Raw genomic sequence first — 24569 nt, forward strand, 5'->3', positions numbered from 1 at the left:
CATACCCTGTAGCAGCCTCCAGAGTTTTATGACTGCTTCTTCGCCTCGCCTCGGGTCACATCTTTCCTACCGCGCCGATATTGATGGCTTGCGGTGTATTGCTGTTCTGTCGGTGGTGATTTTTCATGCTGCCCCTGAATGGATTCGCGGTGGCTTCATCGGAGTGGATATTTTCTTTGTCATTTCTGGATTTCTCATCTCCTCGATTATTTTTAGTAATCTGGAGAATGATTCTTTCAGTTTGCGGGAGTTTTATGCACGGCGCGTCAAAAGAATTTTTCCTGCGCTCCTCGTAGTGCTCGTGGCAACGTTCGCCATGGGGTGGTACGTTCTTTTGTCGGACGAATTCGCGCAATTGGGAAAGCACCTGTCGGCAGGCGCTTTGTTCATTTCCAATCTGGCACTATGGAGCGAGGCCGGGTACTTTGATGCCGCAGCCGAAATCAAGCCCCTGCTCCATTTGTGGAGCCTTGGAATCGAAGAGCAGTTCTATATCGTCTGGCCTGTATTGCTGATACTGGCGTGGAAGCGCGCATACAACGTGCTGAGTTTGACGGTACTGTTTGCTGTAATTTCACTGGCTTTGAACCTCCGTGGGATTACCCGAGATGCCACAGCTACGTTCTATTCGCCCCAAACCCGATTCTGGGAGTTGCTGTGCGGTAGCCTCCTCGCCTGGGCATCGCTGCACCCCCATGCCAAGGTGGTTGCGCTGAAAAGCAGGCTATCCCGTTGGCTTCATGGTGTCTGCTTTCGCTCACCCTCCAGAAGCAACGAAAAGGCCTTGGCCAATACACTGGCAATGATGGGGGCATTGCTGCTGGTTTATGGTTTTTTCAGAATTCACGCCGGGCTGCGGTTTCCTGGGAAATGGGCCGGGGTTCCTGTGCTTGGGGCCGCGCTCATCATCATGGCAGGCCCAGGTGCCTGGTTCAACCGTGCCATACTTTCCAACCGCGTGGCCGTCTGGTTCGGGGCGATTAGCTTTCCCTTGTACCTATGGCATTGGCCGTTGCTGGCATTTACCCGCATCATGGAGGGCGAATTGCCGCGCTGGGATATTCGTCTCATGGCAGTCATCATGGCAGTGGCGCTGGCTTGGTTGACCTATCGGTTTATCGAACGCCCTGTTCGATTTGGAAACAGTGGGCGCTTCACAGTGGTTGTGCTGTGCGCTTTGATGGGGATTATTGGTTTGCTGGGGTATATAACCTACCGGCAAAAAGGTTTCCCTGAGCGCCTGGAATTTTTGGCTAATAAGGTGTTGATTGATGATACAACTTCGTTGGATAGAGTATTTTTTTCAGATGGGTCTTGTGAAAAAATACTTCAGTTGGATACGCGAGGAAATCCCGTTTGCCATACCACCACGAATCACCCTGAGGTGCTAGTGGTTGGCGACAGCCACGCCATGGTGCTGAACAGCGCAGCACAACTTGGCAAGGTACCCGTGAATTCTTTATTGCTGGGTATGCATGGATGCCTGCCTTTGGTGGGGTACGCCGTCCATGATGGCACCATGAACAAGAATTGTGCCGCGCTGATTGACAGCGTGTGGGGCGTGTTGCCACGGTTTCCATCCATCCGTACTGTGGTTGTTGCCACGCGCGGCCCTTTTTATTTTTCGGGGCATGGCTATGGCATCGAGGGTGTCAGTAATTTCTCGATTTCTTCGCTCGACGGATCGGCGGCCAGCCAAGTTGATATGTTTTACAGAGGCTACTCTTTATTTATCAAAAAACTCCTGGAACAGGGCAAGCGCGTGGTTTTCGTCATTGATCCACCTGAGCTGGGAGAAAATCCACGGTATTGCTTTTCCATGCGACCTGTCTCCATCACGGAACGATCATTCTCCAGCTGCAGCCATGACAGATCGAAAGTGATGGAGCACCAGGCGCAATACCGTAGCCTCGTTCAAAAAATACAGGAAGATAATCCGCTAATGGATACATACGATCCAATAGCGTTATTCTGTGACGAAATGCGTTGCTATGGTCTGCGTGAAGGCCGGATGTTGTATCTTGATGATGACCATATTTCCGTCAGAGGCAGTGAATTGCTTCTTGGGGATATGCGAGAACGCGGGTTTCTACCTTGAACGACAAGCGTTGATTGCGGTGCAAGGCACGGCGTTGGCGATCTCGCGAACGAAAATCTTCTTCCAAAGATCCTGTGTGGCATCGTCCACCAGTTGCGGCGTAAAACCGAATGCCAGCGTGCGTTCGCCGCGCACCATGATGCCCTGGTGTTTGTTGACAATGTCGGTGGCCAATAGGCGGTAGCCGGGGCGCGGTGTCATGGCCGCGTAGCCCGTGTACAGCTTGCGCGAGGACTTCAAGCGCAGGATTTCACCATCGCCCGTCATGAATATGCCGCCGCGCGGCTTCCAGTGCAGGGCTTCGATGCCGAAAAGCTCGTGCATCCAGTCGAAAACGGGTTTGCCGTTTTCGTCGAATTCGCCCAGGCGCATGTCCTGGATCAGCGTGCCACCTTGTTTCCAGAAGGCTGCGAGCTGCTGCTTCACGGATGCGGGCAGCGCGGCCTGGTGCGGTACCACGATGGCGTCCAGGGTTTGCAGCAGCGGATCGTCTCCGCGCAGGTTTTTCTCTCCGATGACGTGGACTTTGAAGCCCGGCTGAGTGCTCAGCAGGTCGTAGGCGGCGAGCAGCGCCTCGCGGTGGACATTGACGCCGCCACTGCGGTCACCGTGCCATACATAGTAGTTGGTGGTGGAGGCAAGAATGCCGATGGTGAGCGTCGCCTTTGTGTCCGACGTGGCCGGGGTGGGCCGCACGTTCAGCGTTTGCAGCTTTTTCAGGTCGATGGTGCCGGCCAGGTGCGGGTCGAGCTGGCGTTGCAAGCCCCCCACTTCGTAGCCGATCACATTCGGCAGTGCCAGTGCGGTGGACAAGGTGCGGTTGATGACGGGCAACAGTTCGGCGGACTTCTTCACCCGCTCCCACTGCTCGGCATAAGCTCCCACCATGATTTGCTTGTAGCCTACTGACGCCATGTAGTTGGCGAGCATGGGCAGAACGCGCGCGTCACCAGACAGGGCCCATCCGTCGTAGAAGTTGTAGTCGATGACGGCGACGTCCAGACAGTCGGCCAGTTGCTCGGCTACGCTGGTGGCGTAAATGGCGTCGTGCGCGGTAAAGAGTTCACCGAAATAGCTCATGGCGCGGCCGCCCTGGCTACGGATGGTGTTGGCATAGAAGCAGGTGGCCTCCTTCAGGCGCGCTTCACGGAATTGCTTGTGCGCGTGCAGCAGTGGCTCCGTGCGTGGCAGACCCAGGGCGATGTCGCTGGTGTAGTTGATGACGGGCAGCGGCGCGCCATTCTGGGCGCGGAAGGCGGCCTGTGCAGCGTCGGCGTAGTCGCGCCACTGGTAGCCGGTTTGGCCGTACTTGATTTCGTGCTCCTCCTGCAGTCCGATCGAGTAACCCAGGACCTTGCCAGGGTAGCGCTGCTGCATGTGTGCCACGGCATGGCGCACGAACTTGGCTGAGAGCTCGCGCACCGTGGGATTCGCGAAATCAGGCTGCGGCGTGATCTGGCCGGAGAAGTTTTTCATGATCCCGTCGGGCAACTGCTTGTACAGCCAGGTGGGCACGGTAGTGCGGTCGGGGTGCATCTTGCCGTTGGCGTCAAAGTACGTGCGGCCTCCCATGTCGAGCACGACCACCAGCGACAGCCCGCCCTGGGTGAGCTGGTCAAAGTACGGGTTGTAGGCCGAGAAGTCGAAGCTGCCCGGCTGGGCTTCGACGTCGGACCAGTTCAGGTACACGGTTGCGTGGTTGATGCCAACGCGTTGCAGGTCGCCGATGATCTGCGGGTTCTGGCGCAGATCCTGGGGCATGACGATAAGGGTGGCTACCTGCGGCTTGGCGACCGCCGCACTGGTAAAAAATAGGGCGTACAGCAATGCTGTGGCTGAACGAAGAAGGAAGTTCATGTACGTTGTAGACGTGTTGCCGGAAACGTACATTCTCTTATAGTCATACCCGTTCGAAGATGGCCGCGATGCCCTGGCCGCCGCCGATGCACATGGTCACCAGCGCGTAGCGCCCGCCCGTGCGGTGCAGCTCGGCGATGGCCTTGGTGGTGATGATGGCGCCGGTGGCGCCCACCGGGTGGCCCAGGGAGATGCCTGAGCCGTGGGGGTTGACCTTGGCGGGGTCCAGGCCCAGCTCCTGGATGACGGCGCAGGCCTGGGCGGCGAAGGCCTCGTTGGCCTCGATCACATCCATGTCCTGCACCGTGAGGCCCGTGCGTGCCAGCACCTTGCGCGTGGCGGGCACGGGGCCGATGCCCATGTAGGCGGGCTCCACGCCCGCGTGCGCGTAGCCCACGAGGCGCGCCAGGGGCTTCAGGCCCAGGGCGGCCATACGGTCGCCGGCGGCGAGCACCACGGCGGCCGCGCCGTCGTTGATGCCCGAGGCGTTGCCGGCGGTCACCGTGCCGCCGTCCTTCCTGAACGCGGGCTTCATGCCGGCCAGCACTTCCAGCGTGGTGGCGGCGCGCACGTGCTCGTCTTCCTGGAACAGGGCCGTGCCCTTGCGGGTGGCGATCTCGACGGGGACGATCTGTTCCTTGAAGCAGCCCGCCGCGATGGCGGCGGCGGCGCGGCGCTGGCTTTCCAGCGCGAGCTGGTCCTGCATTTCACGCGAAATACGGTAACGCTCGGCCACGTTCTCGGCGGTGATGCCCATGTGCATCTTCTGCCACGGGTCGTGCAGGATGCCGAGCATGTAGTCGATGCTCCTGCTGTCGCCCATGCGCTGGCCCCAGCGCGCGCCCTGGTCGAAGTACGGGCCGCGGCTCATGGACTCGGAGCCGCCGGCCACGGCCACGTCGCAGTCGCCGTAGCCGATGGCCTGCGCGGCGCTGACGATGGCCTGCAGGCCCGAGCCGCACAGGCGGTTGACGTTGAACGCGGGCGTCTCGATGGGGCAGCCGGCGTCGATGGCGGCCACGCGCGCGAGGTAGGCGTCCTTGGTGTCGGTGGGGATCACGTTGCCCATGACGACGTGGCCCACGGCGTCGGGCGCGATGCCGGCGCGCTGGATGGCGGCCTGGACGGCGATGGTGGCGAGCCGGCTGTTGGGCACGTCCTTCAAGCTGCCGCCGAAGGTGCCGATGGCGGTGCGGGCAGTGCTGGCGACGAAGACTTCGCGGTGGGTCATGAAGGTTTCCTTTACTGGCCTTTGAATTCCGGCTTGCGCTTGGCGAAGAAGGCCTCGATGCCTTCGCGCAGGTCGGCCGTGTGGGCGCAGGCATCGAACGAGGCGGCCTCGGCCGCGAGCTGCGTGGGCAGGTCGCGGTCGAAACCGGCGCGCATCAGGCGGCGCATGTGGCCGTAGGCCACCGTGGGACCGGCGGCTAGGCGTTGGGCCAGGGCCTGCGCGGCCGCTTCCAGGTCGGCGGCGGGCAGCACGCGGTTGACCAGGCCCAGGCGCAGCGCGTCGGCGGTGGTGAAGGTGTCGCCCAGCAGGGCGATCTCCAGCGCGTGGCGCAGGCCCACGAGGCGCGGCAGTGCCCAGGAGGCACCCACGTCGCAGCTCGTGCCCAGGTTGATGTAGGCGAGGTTGAATTGGGTGCCTTCGGCCGCGAGCACGAAGTCGCACATCAGCATGAGCGAGAGGCCCGCGCCGGCCGCCGCGCCGTGCACCTGGGCGATGACGGGCGCGTTCAGTCCCTGCAGCAGCGTGAGGGTTTCGTTGAGCGGCGCCAGCAGATCCCTGGCGCCCTGGGCCGGATCGGCGCGCAGGGTGGCCAGGTCGCCGCCGGCCACGAAGGCGCGGCCGGCGCCCTTGAGCAGCACGGCGCGCACGCCGGGGTCCTGCGCGATGGCTTTCACGGCGGCCAGCAGCGCCTGCGCGGTGGGCAGGTCCAGCGCGTTCATGGCCTCGGGGCGGTTGAACTGCAGCGTGGCCACCGCGCCCTGGCGGGTGAGGAGGAGGGGGGATGCGTCGGTCATGGTGTGCTATCTAAAAAAGAGCTGCTCGCGCTTTTACATCAAGCGCTGGAGGCCAATTGGGCTATGAATACAGCGCCTCGATCTCGGCGGCGTAGGTCTTGTAGATGCTGGCGCGGCGCACCTTCATGGTGGCGGTGACCTCGCCGTCGTCGTGGTCCAGTTCCTTGGCGAGCAGGTGGAAGCGGCGGATCTGGGAGACCTGGGCCAGCCGCGCGTTGCCCTGGCCGATTTCCAGGTCGATGAGCTCGCGTACCTGCGGCGTCTCGACGAGCGAGCGGAAATGCGTGAACGGCAGGCGTCGTGCCTCGGCCCACTTGGCCACGGTCTCGTAGTCGATCTGCACCAGCGCGCCGACGAACTTGCGGCCCTCGGCGACGATGATGCATTCCTTGATGTAGGGGCTGGCCTTCATCGTGTTCTCGATCTCCGAGGGTGTGAGGTTCTTGCCGCCGGCGGTGATCATGATGTCCTTGAGCCGGTCCACGATGCGGATCTGGCCGCGCTCCTCGCGCACCACGTCGCCCGTGTGCAGCCAGCCGTCCACGATGGTCTGGGCGGTAGCCTCGGGGTTCTTGTAGTAGCCGCAGAAGACCATGTCGCCGCGGATTTGCAGCTCGCCCATGTCTTCCCCGGTTGTGGCGATGCGGTACTGCACGCCCTCGGTCACCGGGCCCACGGTGCCCACGGCCACGTCGTCCAGCGCGTGGCCGGTCACCATGCCGGTGGATTCGGTCAGGCCGTAGACCTCGATCAGCGGCACGCCCAGCGTGCGGAAGAACCGCACCACGTCGGGCGGTATGGGCGCCGCGCCGGTGAGTGCGACCCGGGCCTCGCGCAGGCCGATGAAGTTCTGCAGCGCGCGCAGCACGGTCCAGTAGCTCAGCCCATAGTGCAGGCGCTCGGCCAGGGACCATTGGCCGCGGGGCTTTTCCGCCAGCGGCGCGCAGGCGGCCAGGGCGCGCGCGTACAGCGCGCGGCGCAGCGGGCCGGTTTCCTGCATCTTGATGGTGATGGCCGAGTGCAGCTTCTCCCAGATGCGCGGCACGCCCAGGAACATGCTGGGCGCCACTTCGCGCAGGTCTTCCTGCACGGTGCGGATGGATTCGCCGAAGTTCACCTGCGAGCCCATGTAGACCGGGCAGAAGGTAGTGAGCATCTGCTCGGCCACGTGGCACAGCGGCAGGTACGACAGGTGGGTGGTCGCCGCGTCCAGCCGCAGCCGCTCCACGATGCCGGGCACCACGCCGCGCATGTTGCGCCAGGAGATCATGGCGCCCTTGGGCTTGCCGGTGGAGCCGGAGGTGTAGATCATCAGGCCGATGTCGTCCAGCCGCTGGCGCGCGAGGGCCTCGTCGATCGCCGCGCCCTGGCCGGCCCGCGCGCCGAGCTGCTCCACCTCGGCGAAGGTGGCGATGAGCTGGCGCACCTCGGGCGCGAAGCTGCGCAGGCCCTTGGTTTCCATGACGATGATCTTCTTCAGGCGCGGCAGCTGCTCCAGCGCCTGCAGCACCTTGTCGGTCTGCTCCTGGTCTTCGCAGACCATGACCTCGATGTCGGCATGGCCCACCACGTAGGCCACTTCCGCCGTGGGGCTGGTGGGGTACACGCCCACGGTGATGGCGCCGACCAGGCCCGCGCCCATCTGCGCCAGTACCCATTCGATGCGGTTCTCGGCGATCACGCCCACGTGCCCGCCCGCGCCCAGACCGAGCTGCAGCAGGCCCTGGCCGAAGTGCGCCGCGCGTTCGTGGTACTGCGCCCAGGTGAAGGGCTTCCAGATGCCGAAGTCCTTTTGCCGGATGGCGACGCGCTGCGCGTCGGTGCGCGCGCGTTCGCGCAGCATCTGCGGCAGGGTGAGGTCGGGGAGGGTCATGACAGCCAGCGTTTCCGACGTTTGTAGTGCTTGATTTCTTTGAAGCTTTTCGCCTCCCCGCTGCCGCCCGTGCCGAGGTAGAACTCGCGCACGTCGGGGTCGCTGGCCAGGCGCTCGGCCGTGCCGTCAATGACGATCTTGCCGTTCTCCATGATGTAGCCGCCATGCGCCACGGCCAGGGCCACGGTGGCGTTCTGCTCCACCAGCAGCATGGAGGTGCCGCGCTCGGCGTTGATGCGGGCGATGATGGTGAAGATATCCTCCACCAGCTTCGGCGACAGGCCCAGCGAGGGCTCGTCCAGCAGTATGAGCTGGGGCTGCGCGATGAGCGCACGGCCGATGGCCAGCATCTGCTGCTCGCCGCCCGACAGGTAGCCCGCCAGGCCCTTGCGCCGCTCGTGCAGGCGCGGGAAATAGGTGTAGACGAGGTCGAAGTCCGGCCGCGCCGCGCCCGCGCGCCCGCTGAGCGCGTAGGTGGAGGCGACGAGGTTCTCCTCGATGGTGAGGTCCTCGAACACGCGGCGGCCTTCCATCACGTGCGACAGCCCGCCGCGCACCAGCTCCTGCGGCGCGCGGCCGGCCGTGCTGTGGCCGTTGAAGTGCACGCTGCCCGATGCGAGTTCGCCGTTCTCCAGCGCGAGCAGGCCCGAGACGGCCTTGAGCGTGGTGCTCTTGCCCGCGCCGTTGCTGCCCAGCAGCGCCACGATCTGGCCGCGCGGCACGGCCAGCGACAGGCCGCGCAGGGCCTGCACCGTCTTGTGGTAGATGACCTCGATGTTGTTGACTTCGAGGACGTTGTCCGTGGCCTGCGGGTTCATGCCGTCTTAGAGCTTGATCCAGTCAGAGACGGGCACCATCTTCTGCGCCTTCATGTCGGCCTTGTAGACGCGGCCCACGGGCAGGGAATTGCCCGTGATGGTGAGCGGCACGCCGATGAGGCCGCCGGTGTCGAAGTCCTTGATGGAGTTGAGCGCGGCTTTCAGGTGGGTGCCCGTGAGCGGCTTGCCCGCGTCGAGGCAGCGCTTGGCCGCCTCGAGGAACAGCATGGCCGCGAGGAAGCCCTGCGTGTAGGCCGTGCTCTGGTATTCCGGGCGCATGGCGCGGATCTTCTCCAGCATGGGCGCCTTCTCGGTGTCGTAGTAGTAGCGGTAGGGCATCACGCCCATGAAGCCGTCGCCGGCCTCGCCCATCTTCATGACGGTGGAGCTGTCCATGGTCCAGAACGTGCCCATCCACTTCGACTTCATGCCCTGCTGCTTGCCCTGGTTGATGAACTCGGGGATGGGCGCGAGGATGTAGCCGTGGAAGATGGTGTAGTCGGGCGCGGCGCGGCGCAGCTTGATGACCTCGGTGGACACGTCCACGCTGCCCGCGGGGGTCATGATCTTGATGGGCACGGACAGGCCCAGCTTCTTGGCCTCGGCCTCGCTGCGCTCGATGGGGTCGCGGCCGAATTCGGAGTCCGAATAGACGAAGGCCACCTTGGCGCCCGGCTTTTCCTTGGCGATGTGCTTGAGCAGGATGCTGAACATCTCCGTGTAGTCCGGGCCCACGAGGAACTGGTGGGGGTACTTCTTGGGGTCGTTCAGCTCGCTGGCGAACGAGGCGCCGGCCATGAGGATGTTGCCGTTGCGCTCCAGCTCGGGGTTGATGGTCTTGGAGAAGCCCGTGGAGTCGCCGTAGTAGAGGTTGACCTTGTTCTGGCTGGTAATCTTCTTGAACGCGGCCACCGACACGTCGACCTTGTAGCCCGTATCTTCGGGCACGTACTTCACCTTGCGGCCCTTGATGCCGCCCGCGTCGTTGACGATCTTCACGTAGTCCTGGATGCCGGCGTTGATGCCCACGCCCGCGAAGGCGAACACGCCCGTCATGGGAATGGAGCCGCCGATGACGATGTCCTCCGTGCCCTGCGCCAGCACCGAGAGTGGGTGCGCGAGCGTGGCGGCGGCCGCGCCCAGCATGAGGCGGCGGCGTTTCTGGGAAATGCGTTGCATGTCTGTCTCCTTGGTCGATGGGTCTAGTTGCGGAAGGGCCACAGGTGGAAGAACCGGCGCACGCGGCGCCATATTTCTGCGAGCCCCAGCGGCTCGAAGACCAGAAAACCGATGATCAGCGCGCCGAACACCACCAGGCGCACGGGCGAGAGGAACACGGCCAGCCCTGCCCCGCCGGGCAGCAGGTCCACGGCGAACTTGAGCAGCTCGGGCACCATGGTCATGAAGGCCGCGCCGAGGATGCCGCCCAGGATGGAGCCCATGCCGCCGACGATGATGGCCGCCAGGAAGAAGATCGACATGGACAGCGGAAAGCTCTCGGGCGTGACCACGCGGAAGAAATACGCCCACAGGCCCCCGGCCACGCCCGCGTAGAACGACGACAGGCCGAAGCTCAGCAGCTTATAGCGCAGCAGCGGAATGCCCAGCACCTCGGCCGAAATGTCGCGGTCGCGGATGGCGATGAAGGCGCGCCCGATGCGCGTGCGAAACAGGTTGGCCGCGCCCAGCAGCAGGAGCACCGTGACCGGCACGATCAGCCAGTAGAGGCGAAACGACGTGTCCAGGTCGGTGCCCAGCAGGCGTGCGGGCTGCATGGAGATGCCCGCCGTGCCGCCCGTGATCTGCAGGTTGGCAAACAGGAAGTGCGCGATGAACGACGCGGCGATGGTTGCGATCGCCAGGTACAGCCCCTTCACGCGCAGCGAGGGAATGCCCACGACGATGCCGCCCACCATGGCCACCACGCCGCCCGCGGCCAGGTTCAGCAGGAAGGGCGTGCCCCAGCGCGCCTGCAGGATGGCCACCGTGTATGCGCCCAGGCCCATGAACGCGGCCTGCCCCAGGCTCACCAGGCCCGTATAGCCCGTGAGGATGTTGAGGCCCGTGGCGCTGGCGATGTTGATGGCCACCAGGCAGGCCATGTAGAGCCAGTAGTCGCTGGCGACGAAGGGGAACAGCGCGAGCAGCGCGGCGGCGATGGCGAGCCACGCCTTCTGCGTGCGTGAATCGAACAGCGCGGCGTCGGCGACGTAGCTTTCCTTGAGGGTTCCGATGCGCATCAGAGTCTCTCGATCTCGTGGGTGCCGAACAGGCCGTAGGGCCGCAGCATGAGGATGGCGACCAGCACCACGAAGGTGGCCAGCAGCTTGTATTCGCCGCCCAGGTAGGCGCCCGCGAGCGCCTCCACCAGGCCGATGATCAGCCCGCCCAGCAGCGCGCCGAGCACGCTGTCGAGCCCGCCCACGATGACGACGACCAGCACCGAGAGGCCGAACACGCCCATGCTCGACGAGATGCCGCCGATGGAGCCCACGATGATCCCGGAGATGGCCGCGAGCATGGCCGAGGCCACCCACGCCAGCGAGAACACGCGCGGCACGTTGATGCCCACCGAGTAGGCGGCGGCCTGGTCGCTGGCCGTGGCGCGCAGGGCCACGCCGCCGCGCCAGAAGCGGAACACCAGCAGAACGGCCGCGATGAACACGGCGGCGGTCACCGCGCCCCAGAACACCTTGGGCGCGAGAAAGGCGTCGCCGACCATGATCGGGTCGCTGGGCATGAACTCGGGCAGGCGGCGCTGGTCGGCCGTCCAGACCATCTCCACCAGGCCCACCAGCACCGAGCCCAGGCCCACGGTGACCATGAAGACGGAGATGGGCGGCTCGCCCAGCAGCGGGCGGATCATGGTGCGCTCGATCACCGCGCCCAGCAGGCCGCAGGCCAGCACGGCAGCGAGGATGGCCAGCCACAGCGGCATGGCCCACATGGCGGCGAAAGTGAAGAACAGGTAGCCGCCGGCCATGAGCATCTCGCCGATGGCGATGTTCACCACGCGCGTGGCCTTGTAGACCATCACGAAGGCCAGCGCCGCGAGCGCGTAGAGGCCGCCGCTGGCGATGCCGGTGAGGCTGATCTCGAACAGGTAGGCCCAGTCCATCATGCAGTCTCCCGCGCGCCGGCATGCAGCTTGCGGCGCAGCGCGCCCACGTCGCCCGAGCCGAGGTAGGCGCGGTTCACCTCCGGGTCGGCCTGCACCACGGCGGGCGTGCCCTGGGCGATGATCTGGCCGAAGTTGAGCACCACGACGTGGTCCGACAGGTCCATGACCATGCCCATGTCGTGCTCCACCATGAGCACTGTCACGCCCCATTCGGCACGCACGTCGAGGATGAAGCGCGCCATGTCCTCCGTTTCCTCGCGGTTCATGCCGGCCACGGGCTCGTCGAGCATGAGGATCTCGGGCTGCATGGCCAGGGCACGGGCCATCTCCACGCGCTTCTGCAGCCCGTAGGACAGGGCCGAGACGGGCGCGTGGCGGATGTGGTCGATCTCGAGGAAGTCGATGATGCGCTCCTCGATGTCGCGGCGCAGCTCGGCCTCCTCGCGGCGTGCGCGGCCCAGGTAGAGCAGGGCGTCGAACACGTTGGTCTTCAGGTGCGCATGGCGGCCGAGCTTGATGTTGTCCAGCACCGTCATGCCGCGAAAGAGGGCGATGTTCTGGAAGCTGCGGCCCAGGCCCATGCGGGCGCGCTGCGGCGCGGGCACGTGCGTGATGTCCTGGCCCTTGAACCGGATGCTGCCGCCCGTGGGCCGGTAGAAGCCCGAGATGGTGTTGAAGAGCGAGGTCTTGCCCGCCCCGTTGGGCCCGATCACGGCCGTGATGGAGCCCGGCTGCACGCCGAAGCCCACGCCCGACAGCGCCCGCACGCCGCCGAAGGCCAGCGTGACACTGTCCACCTGCAGCAGGGGCGGGGCGGCGGCGGGCGCGCCGCGCGCAAGCGTTGTCTCCATCGGTTTCCTCTACGGGTTTTTTCGCACCGGGGATGAGCCTACTTTTACGTAGACTCGTTACTCGTGAGTAGATTTTTGGAGAGTCGGCCTTTCGGGGCATCAGGACTTTCCCGGTACGCAAAGGGCCATCAGCATGGGTACGTCCTCCAAAGCCGCCACCCCTTCCCCCGCCGCGCGCGCGCGCAAGCAGGCCGACGCCTCGCCCTGGGCCCGGGCGCCGGAGCGCGAACGCCAGCGCGAGGCCAAGCGCAACGCGGTGCTGTCCACGGCCGCGCAGATGTTCAACGAACGGGGCTTCCACGCCACGTCGCTCGACGACATCGCTGCCCGCCTGCACGTGACCAAGCCCACGCTGTACTACTACGTGAAGAACAAGGACGAGATCCTGCTGGAGTGCGTGCGCAAGGGCCTGCACATGACGCTGGACGGCATCGAGGCCTCGCGCCAGGCCGGCGGCAACGCGGTGGATCAGCTGCGTGCGTGCATGGAGGTGTATGCGGACATCGTCGCCCAGCCTTTCGGCATGTGCCTGATCCGCGTGGGCGACGAAGAGGTGCCCGAGCCCAGCCGCACCGAGCTGCGCCGCATGAAGTCGGAGATCGACCACGCGTTCCGCCGCCTGGTGGCGCAGGGCGTGGAGGAGGGCTCGCTCGCCGCCTGCGATCCGAAGATGACGGCCTTCGTGATCGCGGGCGCGTTGAGCTGGATCGGACGCTGGTACCAGCCTGGAGGGGAATACTCCGCCGCCGAGGTGGCGCGGCAGTGCATCGCCACGCTCATGGATGGCGTATTGCGGCGGCCATAGCGCTTCGGCTCAGGAGTCCGGCGTGATCTTCGCGTCCTGGATGAGCTTGACCCAGCGCCGCCGTTCGGCTTTCATGAAGTCGTCGAGCGCTTTCGCGCTGCCGCCCCCGTCCTCGGCGCCGTATTCGGCCAGCTTGACCTCGATTTCGTGCCGTGCGAGCACCTTGTTCACATCCGCGTTCATGCGCTCCACCAGGACCTGCGGCAATTGCGCAGGGGCTACCAGGGCGAACCAGATGCCCGCGTCGAAGCCCGGATAGCCCTGCTCGGCAACGGTGGGGACCGATGGATAGCTTGCGGATCGCTTGGCCCGTGTCTGCGCCACGGCGATCAGGCGGCCGCCCTTGAGGTGCGGCGTCGAGCCTGTCATGCCCTCGAAAGCGTATTGGATCTGGCCGCCCATCAGGTCGGTCAGCATGGGAGACGAGCCCTTATAGGGAACGTGCAGCACTTCGATCCTGGCGCGGGCTTTGAGCTCCTCCAGCGCCAGGTGCTGTGCGGACCCCGTGCCGGCCGATCCGAAGGTCACCTTGCCGGGGTTCTGTCGACACAGCTCGATGATGGCGGACAGCGTCCTGGCCTTCTGCGTCGGGGTGCACAGCAGCATCATCGGCGTCTGGCCGATCATGGCGATGGGGGTGAAATCACGGTCCGCGGAATAGCCGAGCTGCGGGAAAAGGCCTGGTGCGATGCCATGGCTGTTGATGTGGGCCAGCAGCAGCGTTCTGCCATCCGCGGGCTGGCGCGCAACCTGGCTGGCGGCGATGGTGCTGGCGGCGCCCGCGCGGTTCTCGATGACGATGGGTGTGTTCCACACCCCCGTGAGTTCGCGCGCGAGCAGGCGTGCGATGAGGTCGGTGCCCCCGCCGGGCGGAAAGCCCACCACGATGGTGATGGGTTCGGGCTTGCCGAGCAGGCTTTGGGCGCCTGCGCCGCAGGCCGCGAGCGCGCCGGCTGCGCCGAGGAAATGTCTCCGGTCCATGCTTGTCTCCTTCTGTCGTTGTCGATGAAAGTCGGTGCGCCTCAGGGCTGGACTGCCAGTGCTGCGGCGCCTGGCATGCCGAAGTCCAGTGCATCCAGTGCGTGCAGCAGGATGCGCAACGGCTCCGGGCCCAGCTCCACCAGCGGCGGGCGCACGGCAGCCCATGCGCCGTCGCCGGTATGCCGTGCGATCACGGCCTTCATGGCGGGGATGATGGGGTGGGCCTGGAACGCGGCGCGCACTGCGTTCAGGTGCTGCTGGCGGGCGTCGGCATCGGGCTCCTGCCAGTGCCGGTACAGCGCGGCGATGGCGGCGGGGTTCACGTTGCCGGTGGCGGTGATGCAGCCTGCGCCGCCGGCACGCATGGTATCCAGCAGGAGCGTCTCGTTGCCTGCGAACACGTCGAGCCCGGCAGGCTGGTATTCGCGCAGCAGAAGCGCGGTGTGCTGCCAGTCGCCTCCGCTGTCCTTGATGCCCGCGATGGTGCCGGGGTAGCGTGCCATCAACCGTTCGATCAGCGCGGGGCTGATGCCGACCTGCGCCACGGGCGGGATGTGGTACAGGTAGATGCGCAGCCGCTCGTCGGCCACGGCGTCGATCACCTGCGCGAAGCCGCGGAACAGGCCCTCGTCGCTCACGCCCTTGTAGAAGAAGGGCGGCAGCATCAGCACGCCGGCGCAACCCAGCTGCACGGCGTGGCGCGTGAGCTCGACCGCGTCGGGCAGCGCGCAGGCGCCGGTGCCGGGCATGAGACGCGCGCCGGGAATGCCGCTGGCCGCGAGGTGGTCGAGCAGGGCGCGCTTCTCGCCCACGGTCAGGGAATTGGCCTCCGAGTTGGTGCCGAACACCGCCAGGCCTACCTGCTGCTCCAGCAGCCACCGGCAGTGGCGCAGGAAGCGGCTGGCGGAAGGGGTTCCGTCGGCCTCGAAAGGTGTCAGCACGGGCGACAGCACGCCCCGCAACCGCTTTGCAGCGGCGGGCATCATGCCGCGCTCCCGTCCACGCGTGTCCAGCTCGCCAGCTTGCCGACGGCCTGCTCGTCGAAGCGGAACCCCAGGCCTGGGTCCTGGTGCAGGACGACGCGGCCGCCTCGGTGCTGCAACTGCCGGTCCACGAGCCTGCGGAAGTTGAGCACCTGGTCGTCCCAGAAGAATTCGACGTAGCGCGCATTCGGCGTGGCGGCCACCAGCGGGGCGTGCAGGTCGTGGAACCAGTGCGGGCACATCACCGCGCCGTGCCCCGCAGCCATCGCGGCGATGCGGCGCCATTCGGTGATGCCGCCGCACACCGCCGCGTCGGTCTGCAGGATGGCCGCGCCTTGCTTGCCCAGCAGTTCCTGGTGGTGCCAGCGGCCGTAGCCGATCTCGCCGGTGGCGACGGGCACGCGCGTGAGCTTGGCGAGCCTGGCGTGGCTGTCCACGTCGTCGGGCGAGAACGGCTCCTCGATGAAGTACGGGTCATAGCGTTCGAAGCGGCGCATGTACTGCAGGGCCTGCGTCACGTCGGCCCAGCCGTTGTTGCAGTCGAGCATCAGCTCCACGTCGGGACCCACGGCGTCGCGCGCGGCGCGCAGGCGCTCCTCCTCGGCGGCGGGCGAGAGGCGGCCGGTCTTCATCTTGACGGCCTTGAAACCCATGGCCACGTAGCTGGCCATTTCCTCGCCCAGCATGGCCGGCGTCTTGCCGTCGAGGTAATAGCCGCCGCTGGCATAGGCAGGCACGCTTTCCAGTTCGTAGGCGCCGAGGTACCTGTGCAGCGGCAGGCCGGCGCTGCGGGCGTTGAGGTCCCACAGCGCCGTGTCCAGCGCGCTGATGGCGCGCATCACCGTGCCGGCGCGGCCCTGCAGCAGGGCTTCCTGGTACATGCGCGCCCAGAGTCCCTCCACGGCATGCGAGTCCTGCCCCAGCAGCACGAGCGCGAGCAGCTGTTCGACGGCGGCCGTGAACAGGCCGCCCGCGCTGCTGCCGACGTAGCAAAAGCCGATGCCGGTCTGGCCGTCGGCCGAATGCACCTTGACCAGGCCGTAATGGCGGTGGGTGACGGTGCGGTTGGAAAACGAGGTCACGCGGTCCAGCGGCACGGCGACGGAACAGACCTCGATGGATTGGATGAGGGGCATGAAGGACTCCGGGGTTTGGGGGATCGATGGGGCGGAGTCTAGGAATGCGTAAACAGCAGAACAACCATTCTTGGATAACATCAAAAGATGGAAAAAACATCTTTTTAGGGAGATGCCGTGGACGTTCGCTTTCTCGACACCCTGGTGTGCGTGGCGGAGGTCGGGTCGATCGCCGAGGCGGCGCGCAGGCTCGATCTGACGCCTGCGTCGGTCGCCCAGCGGCTGCGTGCGCTGGAAGCCGACCTGGGCAGCCGCCTGGTGGTGCGGTCCGGGCGCACCGTGCAGGCCACGGCGGCAGGCCAGCGCGTGGTCGAGCATGCATATGCCGTGCTGCGCGAGGTGCGAAACCTGCGCTCGGCCGCCGCCGACACAGGGCTGCCCGCCGGCCCGCTGCGCCTGGGCACGACGCCCACGGGCATGACGGGCATGCTGCCGCCGGTGTTGCGCGAATGGGTGGCGTGCTACCCGCGGATCGACGTGTACATGGAGCCTGCCTCCACTGCGCTGCTGCATGCCCGGGTGCTGGCCGGGGAACTGGACGTGGCGCTGCTGGTGCACCCGCTGTTCGAACTGCCCAAGGCGTGCGTCTGGACGCCGCTGCGCAGCGAGCGGCTGGTGCTGATCACGCCGTCGGACATGCGCGTGAAGGACCCGCTGGCGGTGATACGGCGTGAGCCGTTCATTCTCTACGACCGCAAGGTGGTGGGAGGGCGCCTGGCCGACGGCTACCTGCGCTCGCGCGGCATCCGGCCTGCGGTGCGCTTCGAGCTGGACGGCATCGAATCGGTCGCCAAGCTGGTCGCTGAAGGCTTCGGCGTCTCAGTGCTGCCCGACTGGGCGGTTCTGCGTGCCGATGCCGGCGTGCGGCGCTGGGCGTTGCCCGAGCCGTGCCCCTCGCGCATCGTTGGCCTGCTGTCGCAGCGCTCGTCGGTGCGCGCCCCGCTGGTGGCAGCGTTCTCCGCGATCGCCCGCAAGCACTTTCCCTGGAGTGATGCGCTATGAAATAAGGAGCTGGTTGCGCTTGATATCTCTGGAGTTCAAATAGATAGAAACCGGAATTCAAGGCATAACAAGCGCGGGAAGCTATCGAAAATATAGCTATGGATGCCTTGGCCCCGCCAGATCGTCGAGGATGGGGCAATCCGGCCGGTCATCGCCCTGGCAGCACGACACCAGCGACTGCAGGCTGCGCTGCATGGCCTGCATGGCCGCGATGCGCTCGGCGAGGTTGGCGATGTGCTTCTGGGCGATGCGCTTCACGTGGCTGCTGGCGCGCTGCTTGTCCTGCCACAGGCCGAGCAGGGTGGCGATCTCGTCCATCGAAAAGCCCAGGTCGCGCGCGCGACGGATGAAGCGCAGGGTGTGCACGTCCGCCTCGGTGTACTGGCGGTAGCCGCTGTCGGTGCGCGCTACCTGGGCCAGCAGGCCCAGCGACTCGTAGTGGCGCACCATGCGCGCGGACACGCCCGCGCGATCGGCCGCCGTGCCGATGGGCACCGGCCAGCCCTCGGCAGGGCGGGGGCTCATGCGGCGACCTTGTAGCCTTCTTCCTGGATGGCATTGGCGATCGCGTCGCGCGGCTGGTCGCTCTCGACGACGACCTGGCCGGTGGGCAGGTCGACCTTGACGACGGCGTCGGTATCGACCTCGCGCACGGCGTGGACGACGGCGCGCTCGCAGTGGCCGCAGGTCATGCCCTGGACTTGGAAGGTGTGTTGCATAGGATGCTCCTTGGGTTGGTTGACGGCGTCATCATGAAGTCTGACATGGTGGCAGAGTCAAGGGCTATATGACCCTGTTCAGGGCAGGAATGCGGTGCACGATCCAAGCGAAAGCGAGCGACCCAGCGCAGACCGCTACCGTGATGAGCGGGACTGTGGCGAATGCCTGGTGGTTCTCGGGTTTCACGACATATTCGCGGATGGTTTCCAGCAGGATGGGGTGTACCAAGTAGATGCCCATGGAAAGTGCTGCGAGTGCCCCGATGAATCGGTCGTCGGAAGTTGGCGGAGTCCAAGCCTTGAAGAGCAGCATGGCGCTGACTGACATGGGAATCACGAAGGGGCTCAGGTAGCCGTAGAAATAAAGTCCCTTGTCGATGCCCTCGGACAAGCCCAGCCAATAGCATCCCATGGCGGTGAGGAAGACCGTTGCGGCGAACGTGCATGCCGATGCGAAGGGGTGAGGCAGGCGGGTGCTGGTATTGATCAGATGCCCGCAGAGGAAGTAGGGCAGGTATTGCAGGAACCAGTTGATGAAGAGGCCAGCCTGGTTCCCAGTGAAGACCCGGTTGAACTCGTTGATGCCGGCGAACAGGAACAGGATGCCGACCAGCCACCAGAGGTCGCGCCGGCGGGTGTGCCAGACCACTGGGCGCAGATAAGGCACGAAGATGTACAGGCACACGATCATGAACATGAACCAAAGGTGGTAGTGCGGCCACCCTCTGGCGATGGCCTCGCGGAAGTCGGCCACCCGTAGCGCGCCAATGGCAGCCCTGTGGTTCCATGCGACGTAGACGACGGTCCAGAAACAGAGGGGGATGAAAATGCGCGCGAGCCGTTTACGGTAGAAGGCCGCTATACCCTCCCGCTTGGCTGGATCCAGCAGCAGTGCGCCGCTGACCATCACGAAGACCGGAACACACCATCGCACCATCGAGGCATAGAGGTTGCCAAACCACCAGTCCAGGCTGCCGATCGGGGTTTGTGCGACGACGCTGCCAGCGACGTGAAGCAGCACGACCGCCAGTACCGAAAATCCTCTTGCTGCATCCATCCATGCCATTTCCATGCTTTCCGATCAATCCAAGGCGGTCATCATATGGACTGCGCGGAGGCGCTTGACCTTGCCATGTTGTCAGGGTTTAACGTACGCGGCATGACTACTTCAACGGCTTCTTCCTCGCTCGACCTGGGCATTGGCGGCATGACCTGTGCGAGCTGCGTGGCGCGCGTGGAGCGGGCGCTGCGCAAGGTGCCCGGTGTGCACGATGCAACGGTCAATCTGGCCACCGAGTCGGCGCGCATCACCTACGACGCCGCGGGCGGCGACGTGGAGGCGCTGGCGCGCCGCGCGGTGCGCAACGCGGGCTACGAGCCGCGCGCGCTCGCGGCGCAGGAGGCCGAGGCCGACCTGTCTCCCTGGGCGGGCTTCGCGTCGGTGGCGCTGGGGCTGCTGCTGTCGGCGCCGCTGGTGCTGCCCATGGTCGGCGACCTGTTCGGCAGGCACTGGATGCTGCCCGCCTGGGTGCAGTTCCTGCTGGCCACGCCGGTGCAGTTCATCCTGGGCGCGCGCTTCTACAAGGCGGGATGGCATGCGGCGAAGGCGCTCACCGGCAACATGGACCTGCTGGTGGCGCTGGGCACCAGCGCGGGCTACGGCCTGTCGCTGTGGCTCTGGGCCACGGCCCATCCGGGGCACACGCCGCACCTGTACTTCGAGGCCTCGGCCGTGGTGATCACGCTGGTGCTGCTGGGCAAGTGGCTGGAGGCGCGCGCCAAGCGCCAGACCACGGCGGCCATCCGTGCGCTGCATGCGCTGCGGCCCGAGGTGGCGCACCTGCTGGGGCGCGATGGCGAGGTGGACGTGCCCATCGCCGAGGTGATGGCCGGCGACCGCATTGTGGTGCGTCCCGGCGAGCGCATCCCGGTGGACGGCACGGTGCTCGAAGGCCGCACGCAGGTGGACGAATCCATGCTGACAGGCGAGCCGCTGCCGGTGACGCGGGAGGAGGGCGCGTTGCTGACGGGCGGCGCGATCAACGGCGACGGCCGCATCGTCATGCAGGTGACGGCCGTGGGCAGCGAGACGGTGCTCGCGCGCATCATCCGCCTGGTGGAGGATGCGCAGGCCGCCAAGGCGCCCATCCAGCGGCTGGTGGACAAGGTGTCGGCCGTCTTCGTGCCCACGGTGCTGGGCATCGCACTGGTCACGCTGGCGGGCTGGCTGTGGGCGGGCGCGGGTGTGGAGCAGGCGCTGATCCATGCCGTGGCGGTGCTGGTCATCGCCTGCCCCTGCGCGCTGGGGCTGGCCACGCCGGCCGCCATCATGGCCGGCACGGGCGTGGCTGCGCGCCACGGCATCCTGATCAAGGACGCGGAGGCGCTGGAGACGGCGCACCGCGTCGACACGGTGGCCTTCGACAAGACTGGCACGCTCACCGTGGGCCGGCCCCGGCTCACCGCGTTTCACGTGGAACCAGGTGCCGAAGAGGCGGCGCTGCTGGCCGTGGTGGCCGGCGTGCAGAGCGGCAGCGAGCACCCACTGGCGCGCGCCGTGCTGGCCGCAGCGCAGGAGCGCGGCCTGGCCGTGCCCGCGCCCGAGGGCGTGCGCGCGGTGCCCGGGCGCGGCACCGAGGGCGAGGTGGCGGGCCGCAGCTACCTGGTGGGCAGCCTGCGCTGGATGCAGGAGCTGGGCGTGGATCTGGGCGCGCTGGCCGACCAGGCCGCGGCGCTGCAGGCGCAGGGCGCCACCGTGTCGGCCGTGGCGGAGCGGGCGGAGAATGGCTTGGCGGCGTGTGCGCTGATGGGTTTCGGCGATGAGCCCAAGCCCGGTGCGCGCGAGGCGCTGGCGGCGTTGCGCGCCAAGGGCGTGCGCTGCGTGATGATCTCCGGCGACAACCGCGGCGCGGCCGAGGCCATGGCCCGCCGCCTGGGCCTGGACCCGGAAGCGGGCGAGGTGATGGCCGAGGTGCTGCCCGGCGACAAGGCCGCCGCCGTGGCCGCCCTCAAGGGCGAGGGGCGGGTGGTCGCCATGGTGGGCGATGGCGTGAACGACGCGCCCGCCCTGGCCGCCGCCGATGTGGGCATGGCCATGGGCAATGGCACCGACGTGGCCATGCACGCCGCCGGCGTGACGCTGATGCGCGGCGACCCGGCCCTGGTGGCCGCGGCGCTGGACATCTCGCACCGCACGGTGGCCAAGATCCGCCAGAACCTGTTCTGGGCCTTCGCGTACAACGTGGCCGGCATCCCGCTGGCCGCGCTGGGCTACCTGAGCCCGGTGGTGGCGGGCGCGGCCATGGCGCTGAGCTCGGTGAGCGTGATGACCAATGCCTTGCTATTGAAGCGCTGGCGCGGTTGATAAATACCGCGGCAGGTCTTTCCCATGTCTGGCAAACTGCAACGTTTTGTTGCAGTTGGTCGGGCCATGGGCCGGACACGTCGAGGAATACGCCAATGAACTTCTACGCACTCATGCGGCTTTTTACCATTCGTGTGCGCATGATCGGCGCCATTGCGGTGGTGCTGGGGCTGCTGGGCCTGTTGGGCGGGGCGGGCATGCTGGGCATGTTCCGCATCCATGGGCTGAGCCAGGACTTCATCCACCAGTCCCACGCGGCGGTGAAGCTGCTGGGCGACCTGCGCGGCCAGATGGGCCAGGTCCGCCAGTTCGAGAAGGACATGATCATCCACTACGAGAAGCCCGACGCGGTGCGCGCCTCCCACGGCCAGTGGCAGGCGGCGCTGGACCGCGCCAAGGCGCTGACCGAGAAGTTCGCCAGCGTCTGGCAGGGCGAGGAACTGGCCGAGGTCAAGGGCATCGCCCAGAAGCTGGAGGCCTACCGCACGCAGTTCGCCCACGTGGCGCGCCAGCTGGAAGAGGGCGGCTACGACACCGCCACCATCGCCAACCGCATGAGCGGCCGGGCCGTGGAGCAGTTCGCGGGCGCCGCCGAGACGCTGGAGGCGCTGGACAAGCGCCTGGCCGGTGAGGTGGACAGCGCCATCGCGCGCGCCGACGGCATCACCGAGCAGACCAAGTGGCTGTTCGGCCTGGCGGTGCTGATCACCGTGGTGGTGGTGGTGCCGCTCACGCTGCTGAACATGGTGTCCATCTGCCGCCCGCTGGAGGTGGCGCGCGCGCTGGCGCAGTCGATCGCGGGCGGCGACCTGTCGCAGCGCATCCGCGTGGACGGCCGCGATGAGGTGGCCGACCTGCAGCGCGCACTGCTGGAGATGCAGGGCGGCCTGGGCGCGCTGGTCTCGCAGGTGCGCGACGCCAGCGGCAGCATCGCCACGGCCAGCCAGGAGATCGCCTCGGGCAACCAGGACCTGTCCGCGCGCACCGAGCAGACCGCCAGCAATGCGCAGGAGGCCGTGGCCTCGCTCGCCCAGCTCACGGCCACGGTGCAGCAGACGGCCTCGTCCTCGCAGGTGGCCAACCAGCTCGTGGCCTCGGCCTCGGGCATCGCCACGCGCGGCGGCCAGGTGGTGGAGCAGGCGGTGACCAGCATGCACGAGATCTCCACCTCCAGCCGCAAGATCGGCGACATCATCGGCCTGATCGATTCCATCGCCTTCCAGACCAACATCCTGGCGCTCAACGCCGCCGTGGAGGCGGCGCGCGCGGGCGAGCAGGGCCGTGGGTTCGCCGTGGTGGCCAGCGAGGTGCGCAGCCTGGCGCAGCGCAGCGCGCAGGCGGCCAGCGAGATCAAGGGTCTGATCAGCGCCAGCGTGTCCGCCGTGGACGGCGGCGTGCGCCACGTGGAAGACGCGGGCAAGGCCATGCAGGAGATCGTGGCCAGCGTGCAGCGCGTGACCGACATCATCGGCGAGATCAACTCCGCGGCCTCCGAGCAGGCCGGCGGCATCGGCCAGGTGAACGAATCGGTGGGCGAGATCGACCGCATGACCCAGCAGAACGCCGCGCTGGTGGAAGAGTCCGCCGCCGCCGCCGAGTCGCTGCGCGAGCAGGCCGCGCGCCTGTCGCAGGTGGTGCAGCAGTTCCACCTGGAAGACGAAGGCATGCCGCTCCTGAAAGCGTAGCTGCCAGCGCCTGTCTGGCAAGCGCTGGAGCCCGATTCGGCTTAAATCTCCGCCAGGGTCGGATAGTCGGTGTAGCCCTTCTCCCCGCCGCCGTAGAAGGTCTTGCTGTCCCAGGCGTTGAAATCCGCGCCGCGCCGCAGGCGCTCCACCAGATCGGGCGTGGAGATGAAGGCGCGGCCGAAGGCCACCATGTCGGCGCGGCCGCTGGCCACGGCCTCCTGCGCCGTGGCGGCGTCGTAGCCGTTGTTCACCATCCACGCACCCTTGCCCCCCGCGTTGCGGTAAGCGGCCTTGAACGCGGCGTAGTCGAACGGGCGGCCCTCCACATCGCGCGGCCCGCCCGTGGCGCCCTCGATCACATGGATGTAGGCCAGGCCCAGCGGGGCGAGCTGGCGCGCCAGGTAGTCGAACAGCGGCTGCGGATCGTCGTCCACGATGTCGTTGGCGGGCGTGACGGGCGACAGGCGGATGCCTACGCGGCCCGGGCCCACGGCGTCGGCCACGGCGCGCGTCACCTCCAGCATCAGGCGGGCGCGGTTCTCGATGCTGCCGCCGTAGTCGTCCGTGCGCTGGTTGGCGCCGGTCTTGAGGAACTGGTCCAGCAGGTAGCCGTTGGCGCCGTGGATCTCCACGCCATCGAAGCCCGCCGTCTCCACCGCGTTGCGCGCGGCCGCGGCGTAGGCGTGCACGATGCCGGGCAGCTCGCCCGCGTCCAGCGCGCGTGGCGCCGAGGTGGGCACGAAGCTGCCCTGGCCCGTGGTGCGGTCGATCAGGTAGGTCTTGGACTTCGCCTGGACGGCCGAAGGAGCCACGGGCGCACCACCCTCGGGCTGCAGGTCGTTGTGCGAGATGCGGCCTACGTGCCAGAGCTGCGTGACGATCTTGCCGCCGGCGGCGTGCACTGCACTGGTCACACGCTTCCAGCCGTCGAGCTGCTCGGTGCCGTAGAGGCCAGGCACGTCGGCGTAGCCCTGGCCCTGGTGGCTGATGGCCGTGGCCTCGGTGATGAGCAGCCCGGCGCTGGCGCGCTGCGTGTAGTAGGTGGCGGTGATGTCGCGCGGCACGGCGTCCGGCGCGCGGTTGCGCGTGAGCGGTGCCATGGCGATGCGGTTGGCCAGGTGCAGGTCGCCCGCGTCGAGGGGGTCGAACAAGGTGGTCATGTATGGTTCCTTCAAAGAAAAAGGCTCTGTCACAAATCTGTGTTGGTAGTATGTGGGCCAACGCGTTGACGGAGTGGGTTTGCCATGCGGA

At 66.6% G+C, this 24569-nt stretch carries 21 protein-coding genes; 5 read left to right on the plus strand and 16 right to left on the minus strand.

Annotation, left to right across the window (positions count from 1 at the left end; all coding sequences use genetic code 11):
• Positions 1-28 precede the first annotated feature (28 nt).
• The gene (locus AVS7_RS23495) at positions 29-2098 is read left to right on the plus strand and encodes an acyltransferase family protein (protein WP_024000967.1); all 2070 of its coding nucleotides are present in this window, start codon (positions 29-31) and stop codon (positions 2096-2098) included.
• On the opposite strand, the gene AVS7_RS04885 is transcribed toward AVS7_RS23495, so the two are convergent.
• From AVS7_RS04885 to AVS7_RS04925, 9 genes are all read right to left on the minus strand, one after another.
• The gene (locus AVS7_RS04885) at positions 2090-3955 is read right to left on the minus strand and encodes a beta-galactosidase (RefSeq protein WP_034689995.1); all 1866 of its coding nucleotides are present in this window, start codon (positions 3953-3955) and stop codon (positions 2090-2092) included. The genes AVS7_RS23495 and AVS7_RS04885 overlap by 9 nt on opposite strands.
• A 43-nt stretch (positions 3956-3998) precedes the next feature.
• Positions 3999-5186, minus strand: a complete 1188-nt coding sequence (locus tag AVS7_RS04890) for an acetyl-CoA C-acyltransferase family protein (protein WP_020227302.1) — start codon at positions 5184-5186, stop codon at positions 3999-4001.
• A gap of 11 nt (positions 5187-5197) precedes the next feature.
• The gene (locus AVS7_RS04895; protein WP_020227303.1) at positions 5198-5980 is read right to left on the minus strand and encodes an enoyl-CoA hydratase/isomerase family protein; all 783 of its coding nucleotides are present in this window, start codon (positions 5978-5980) and stop codon (positions 5198-5200) included.
• A 61-nt stretch (positions 5981-6041) separates the two neighbouring features.
• Positions 6042-7853: a long-chain fatty acid--CoA ligase gene (locus AVS7_RS04900; RefSeq protein ID WP_020227304.1), complete on the minus strand. Its 1812-nt coding sequence runs from the start codon at positions 7851-7853 to the stop codon at positions 6042-6044.
• On the minus strand, positions 7850-8671 hold the full coding sequence (locus AVS7_RS04905; protein ID WP_020227305.1) for an ABC transporter ATP-binding protein: 822 nt from the start codon (positions 8669-8671) through the stop codon (positions 7850-7852). Before AVS7_RS04905 ends, AVS7_RS04900 begins: the two co-directional genes overlap by 4 nt.
• Positions 8672-8677: 6 nt before the next feature.
• Complete coding sequence (locus AVS7_RS04910) at positions 8678-9850, minus strand: ABC transporter substrate-binding protein (protein ID WP_020227306.1); 1173 nt, start codon at positions 9848-9850, stop codon at positions 8678-8680.
• A 23-nt stretch (positions 9851-9873) separates the two neighbouring features.
• Entirely contained in the window at positions 9874-10911 is a 1038-nt protein-coding gene (locus AVS7_RS04915) for a branched-chain amino acid ABC transporter permease (RefSeq protein WP_020227307.1), read from the minus strand.
• On the minus strand, positions 10911-11792 hold the full coding sequence (locus tag AVS7_RS04920; protein ID WP_034689998.1) for a branched-chain amino acid ABC transporter permease: 882 nt from the start codon (positions 11790-11792) through the stop codon (positions 10911-10913). Before AVS7_RS04920 ends, AVS7_RS04915 begins: the two co-directional genes overlap by 1 nt.
• Positions 11789-12643 (minus strand): ABC transporter ATP-binding protein, encoded by an 855-nt coding sequence (locus tag AVS7_RS04925; RefSeq protein WP_020227309.1) that lies wholly within the window; start codon positions 12641-12643, stop codon positions 11789-11791. Before AVS7_RS04925 ends, AVS7_RS04920 begins: the two co-directional genes overlap by 4 nt.
• A 133-nt stretch (positions 12644-12776) precedes the next feature.
• Between AVS7_RS04925 and AVS7_RS04930 the strand changes: the two genes are divergently transcribed.
• Positions 12777-13448, plus strand: coding sequence for a TetR/AcrR family transcriptional regulator (locus AVS7_RS04930; RefSeq protein WP_020227310.1), 672 nt, complete (start codon positions 12777-12779; stop codon positions 13446-13448).
• 9 nt (positions 13449-13457) lie between these two features.
• Here AVS7_RS04930 and AVS7_RS04935 read toward each other — a convergent pair whose 3' ends face one another.
• Genes AVS7_RS04935 through AVS7_RS04945 form a run of 3 tightly spaced genes read right to left on the minus strand, consistent with a single transcriptional unit; the run spans position 13458 to position 16548 of the window.
• Positions 13458-14429, minus strand: coding sequence for a tripartite tricarboxylate transporter substrate binding protein (locus AVS7_RS04935; protein WP_020227311.1), 972 nt, complete (start codon positions 14427-14429; stop codon positions 13458-13460).
• A 41-nt stretch (positions 14430-14470) separates the two neighbouring features.
• Positions 14471-15415 carry a dihydrodipicolinate synthase family protein gene (locus AVS7_RS04940; protein ID WP_020227312.1) on the minus strand — a complete coding sequence of 315 codons (945 nt, stop codon included), beginning with the start codon at positions 15413-15415 and terminating at the stop codon, positions 14471-14473.
• On the minus strand, positions 15412-16548 hold the full coding sequence (locus AVS7_RS04945) for a mandelate racemase/muconate lactonizing enzyme family protein (protein WP_020227313.1): 1137 nt from the start codon (positions 16546-16548) through the stop codon (positions 15412-15414). The genes AVS7_RS04940 and AVS7_RS04945 overlap by 4 nt, the downstream gene beginning before the upstream one ends.
• A 117-nt stretch (positions 16549-16665) precedes the next feature.
• On the opposite strand from AVS7_RS04945, the gene AVS7_RS04950 reads away from it, so the two are divergent.
• A complete protein-coding gene (locus tag AVS7_RS04950; RefSeq protein ID WP_020227314.1) occupies positions 16666-17550 on the plus strand; it encodes a LysR family transcriptional regulator in 885 nt (294 codons plus the stop codon).
• A gap of 96 nt (positions 17551-17646) precedes the next feature.
• Here AVS7_RS04950 and cueR read toward each other — a convergent pair whose 3' ends face one another.
• From cueR to AVS7_RS04965, 3 genes are all read right to left on the minus strand, one after another.
• Complete coding sequence (gene cueR, locus AVS7_RS04955; RefSeq protein ID WP_020227315.1) at positions 17647-18075, minus strand: Cu(I)-responsive transcriptional regulator; 429 nt, start codon at positions 18073-18075, stop codon at positions 17647-17649.
• Entirely contained in the window at positions 18072-18269 is a 198-nt protein-coding gene (locus AVS7_RS04960; protein ID WP_020227316.1) for a heavy-metal-associated domain-containing protein, read from the minus strand. Before AVS7_RS04960 ends, cueR begins: the two co-directional genes overlap by 4 nt.
• 64 nt (positions 18270-18333) lie before the next feature.
• Complete coding sequence (locus tag AVS7_RS04965; RefSeq protein ID WP_024000970.1) at positions 18334-19341, minus strand: acyltransferase; 1008 nt, start codon at positions 19339-19341, stop codon at positions 18334-18336.
• 87 nt (positions 19342-19428) lie between these two features.
• Between AVS7_RS04965 and AVS7_RS04970 the strand changes: the two genes are divergently transcribed.
• Positions 19429-21633 carry a cation-translocating P-type ATPase gene (locus AVS7_RS04970; RefSeq protein WP_034690000.1) on the plus strand — a complete coding sequence of 735 codons (2205 nt, stop codon included), beginning with the start codon at positions 19429-19431 and terminating at the stop codon, positions 21631-21633.
• A gap of 95 nt (positions 21634-21728) precedes the next feature.
• The gene (locus tag AVS7_RS04975; protein WP_020227319.1) at positions 21729-23318 is read left to right on the plus strand and encodes a methyl-accepting chemotaxis protein; all 1590 of its coding nucleotides are present in this window, start codon (positions 21729-21731) and stop codon (positions 23316-23318) included.
• 41 nt (positions 23319-23359) lie between these two features.
• Here AVS7_RS04975 and AVS7_RS04980 read toward each other — a convergent pair whose 3' ends face one another.
• Positions 23360-24478 (minus strand): alkene reductase, encoded by a 1119-nt coding sequence (locus AVS7_RS04980; RefSeq protein ID WP_020227320.1) that lies wholly within the window; start codon positions 24476-24478, stop codon positions 23360-23362.
• Positions 24479-24569 lie beyond the last annotated feature (91 nt).

The organism is Acidovorax sp. MR-S7, assembly GCF_000400995.2.
Lineage (GTDB): Bacteria > Pseudomonadota > Gammaproteobacteria > Burkholderiales > Burkholderiaceae_C > MR-S7.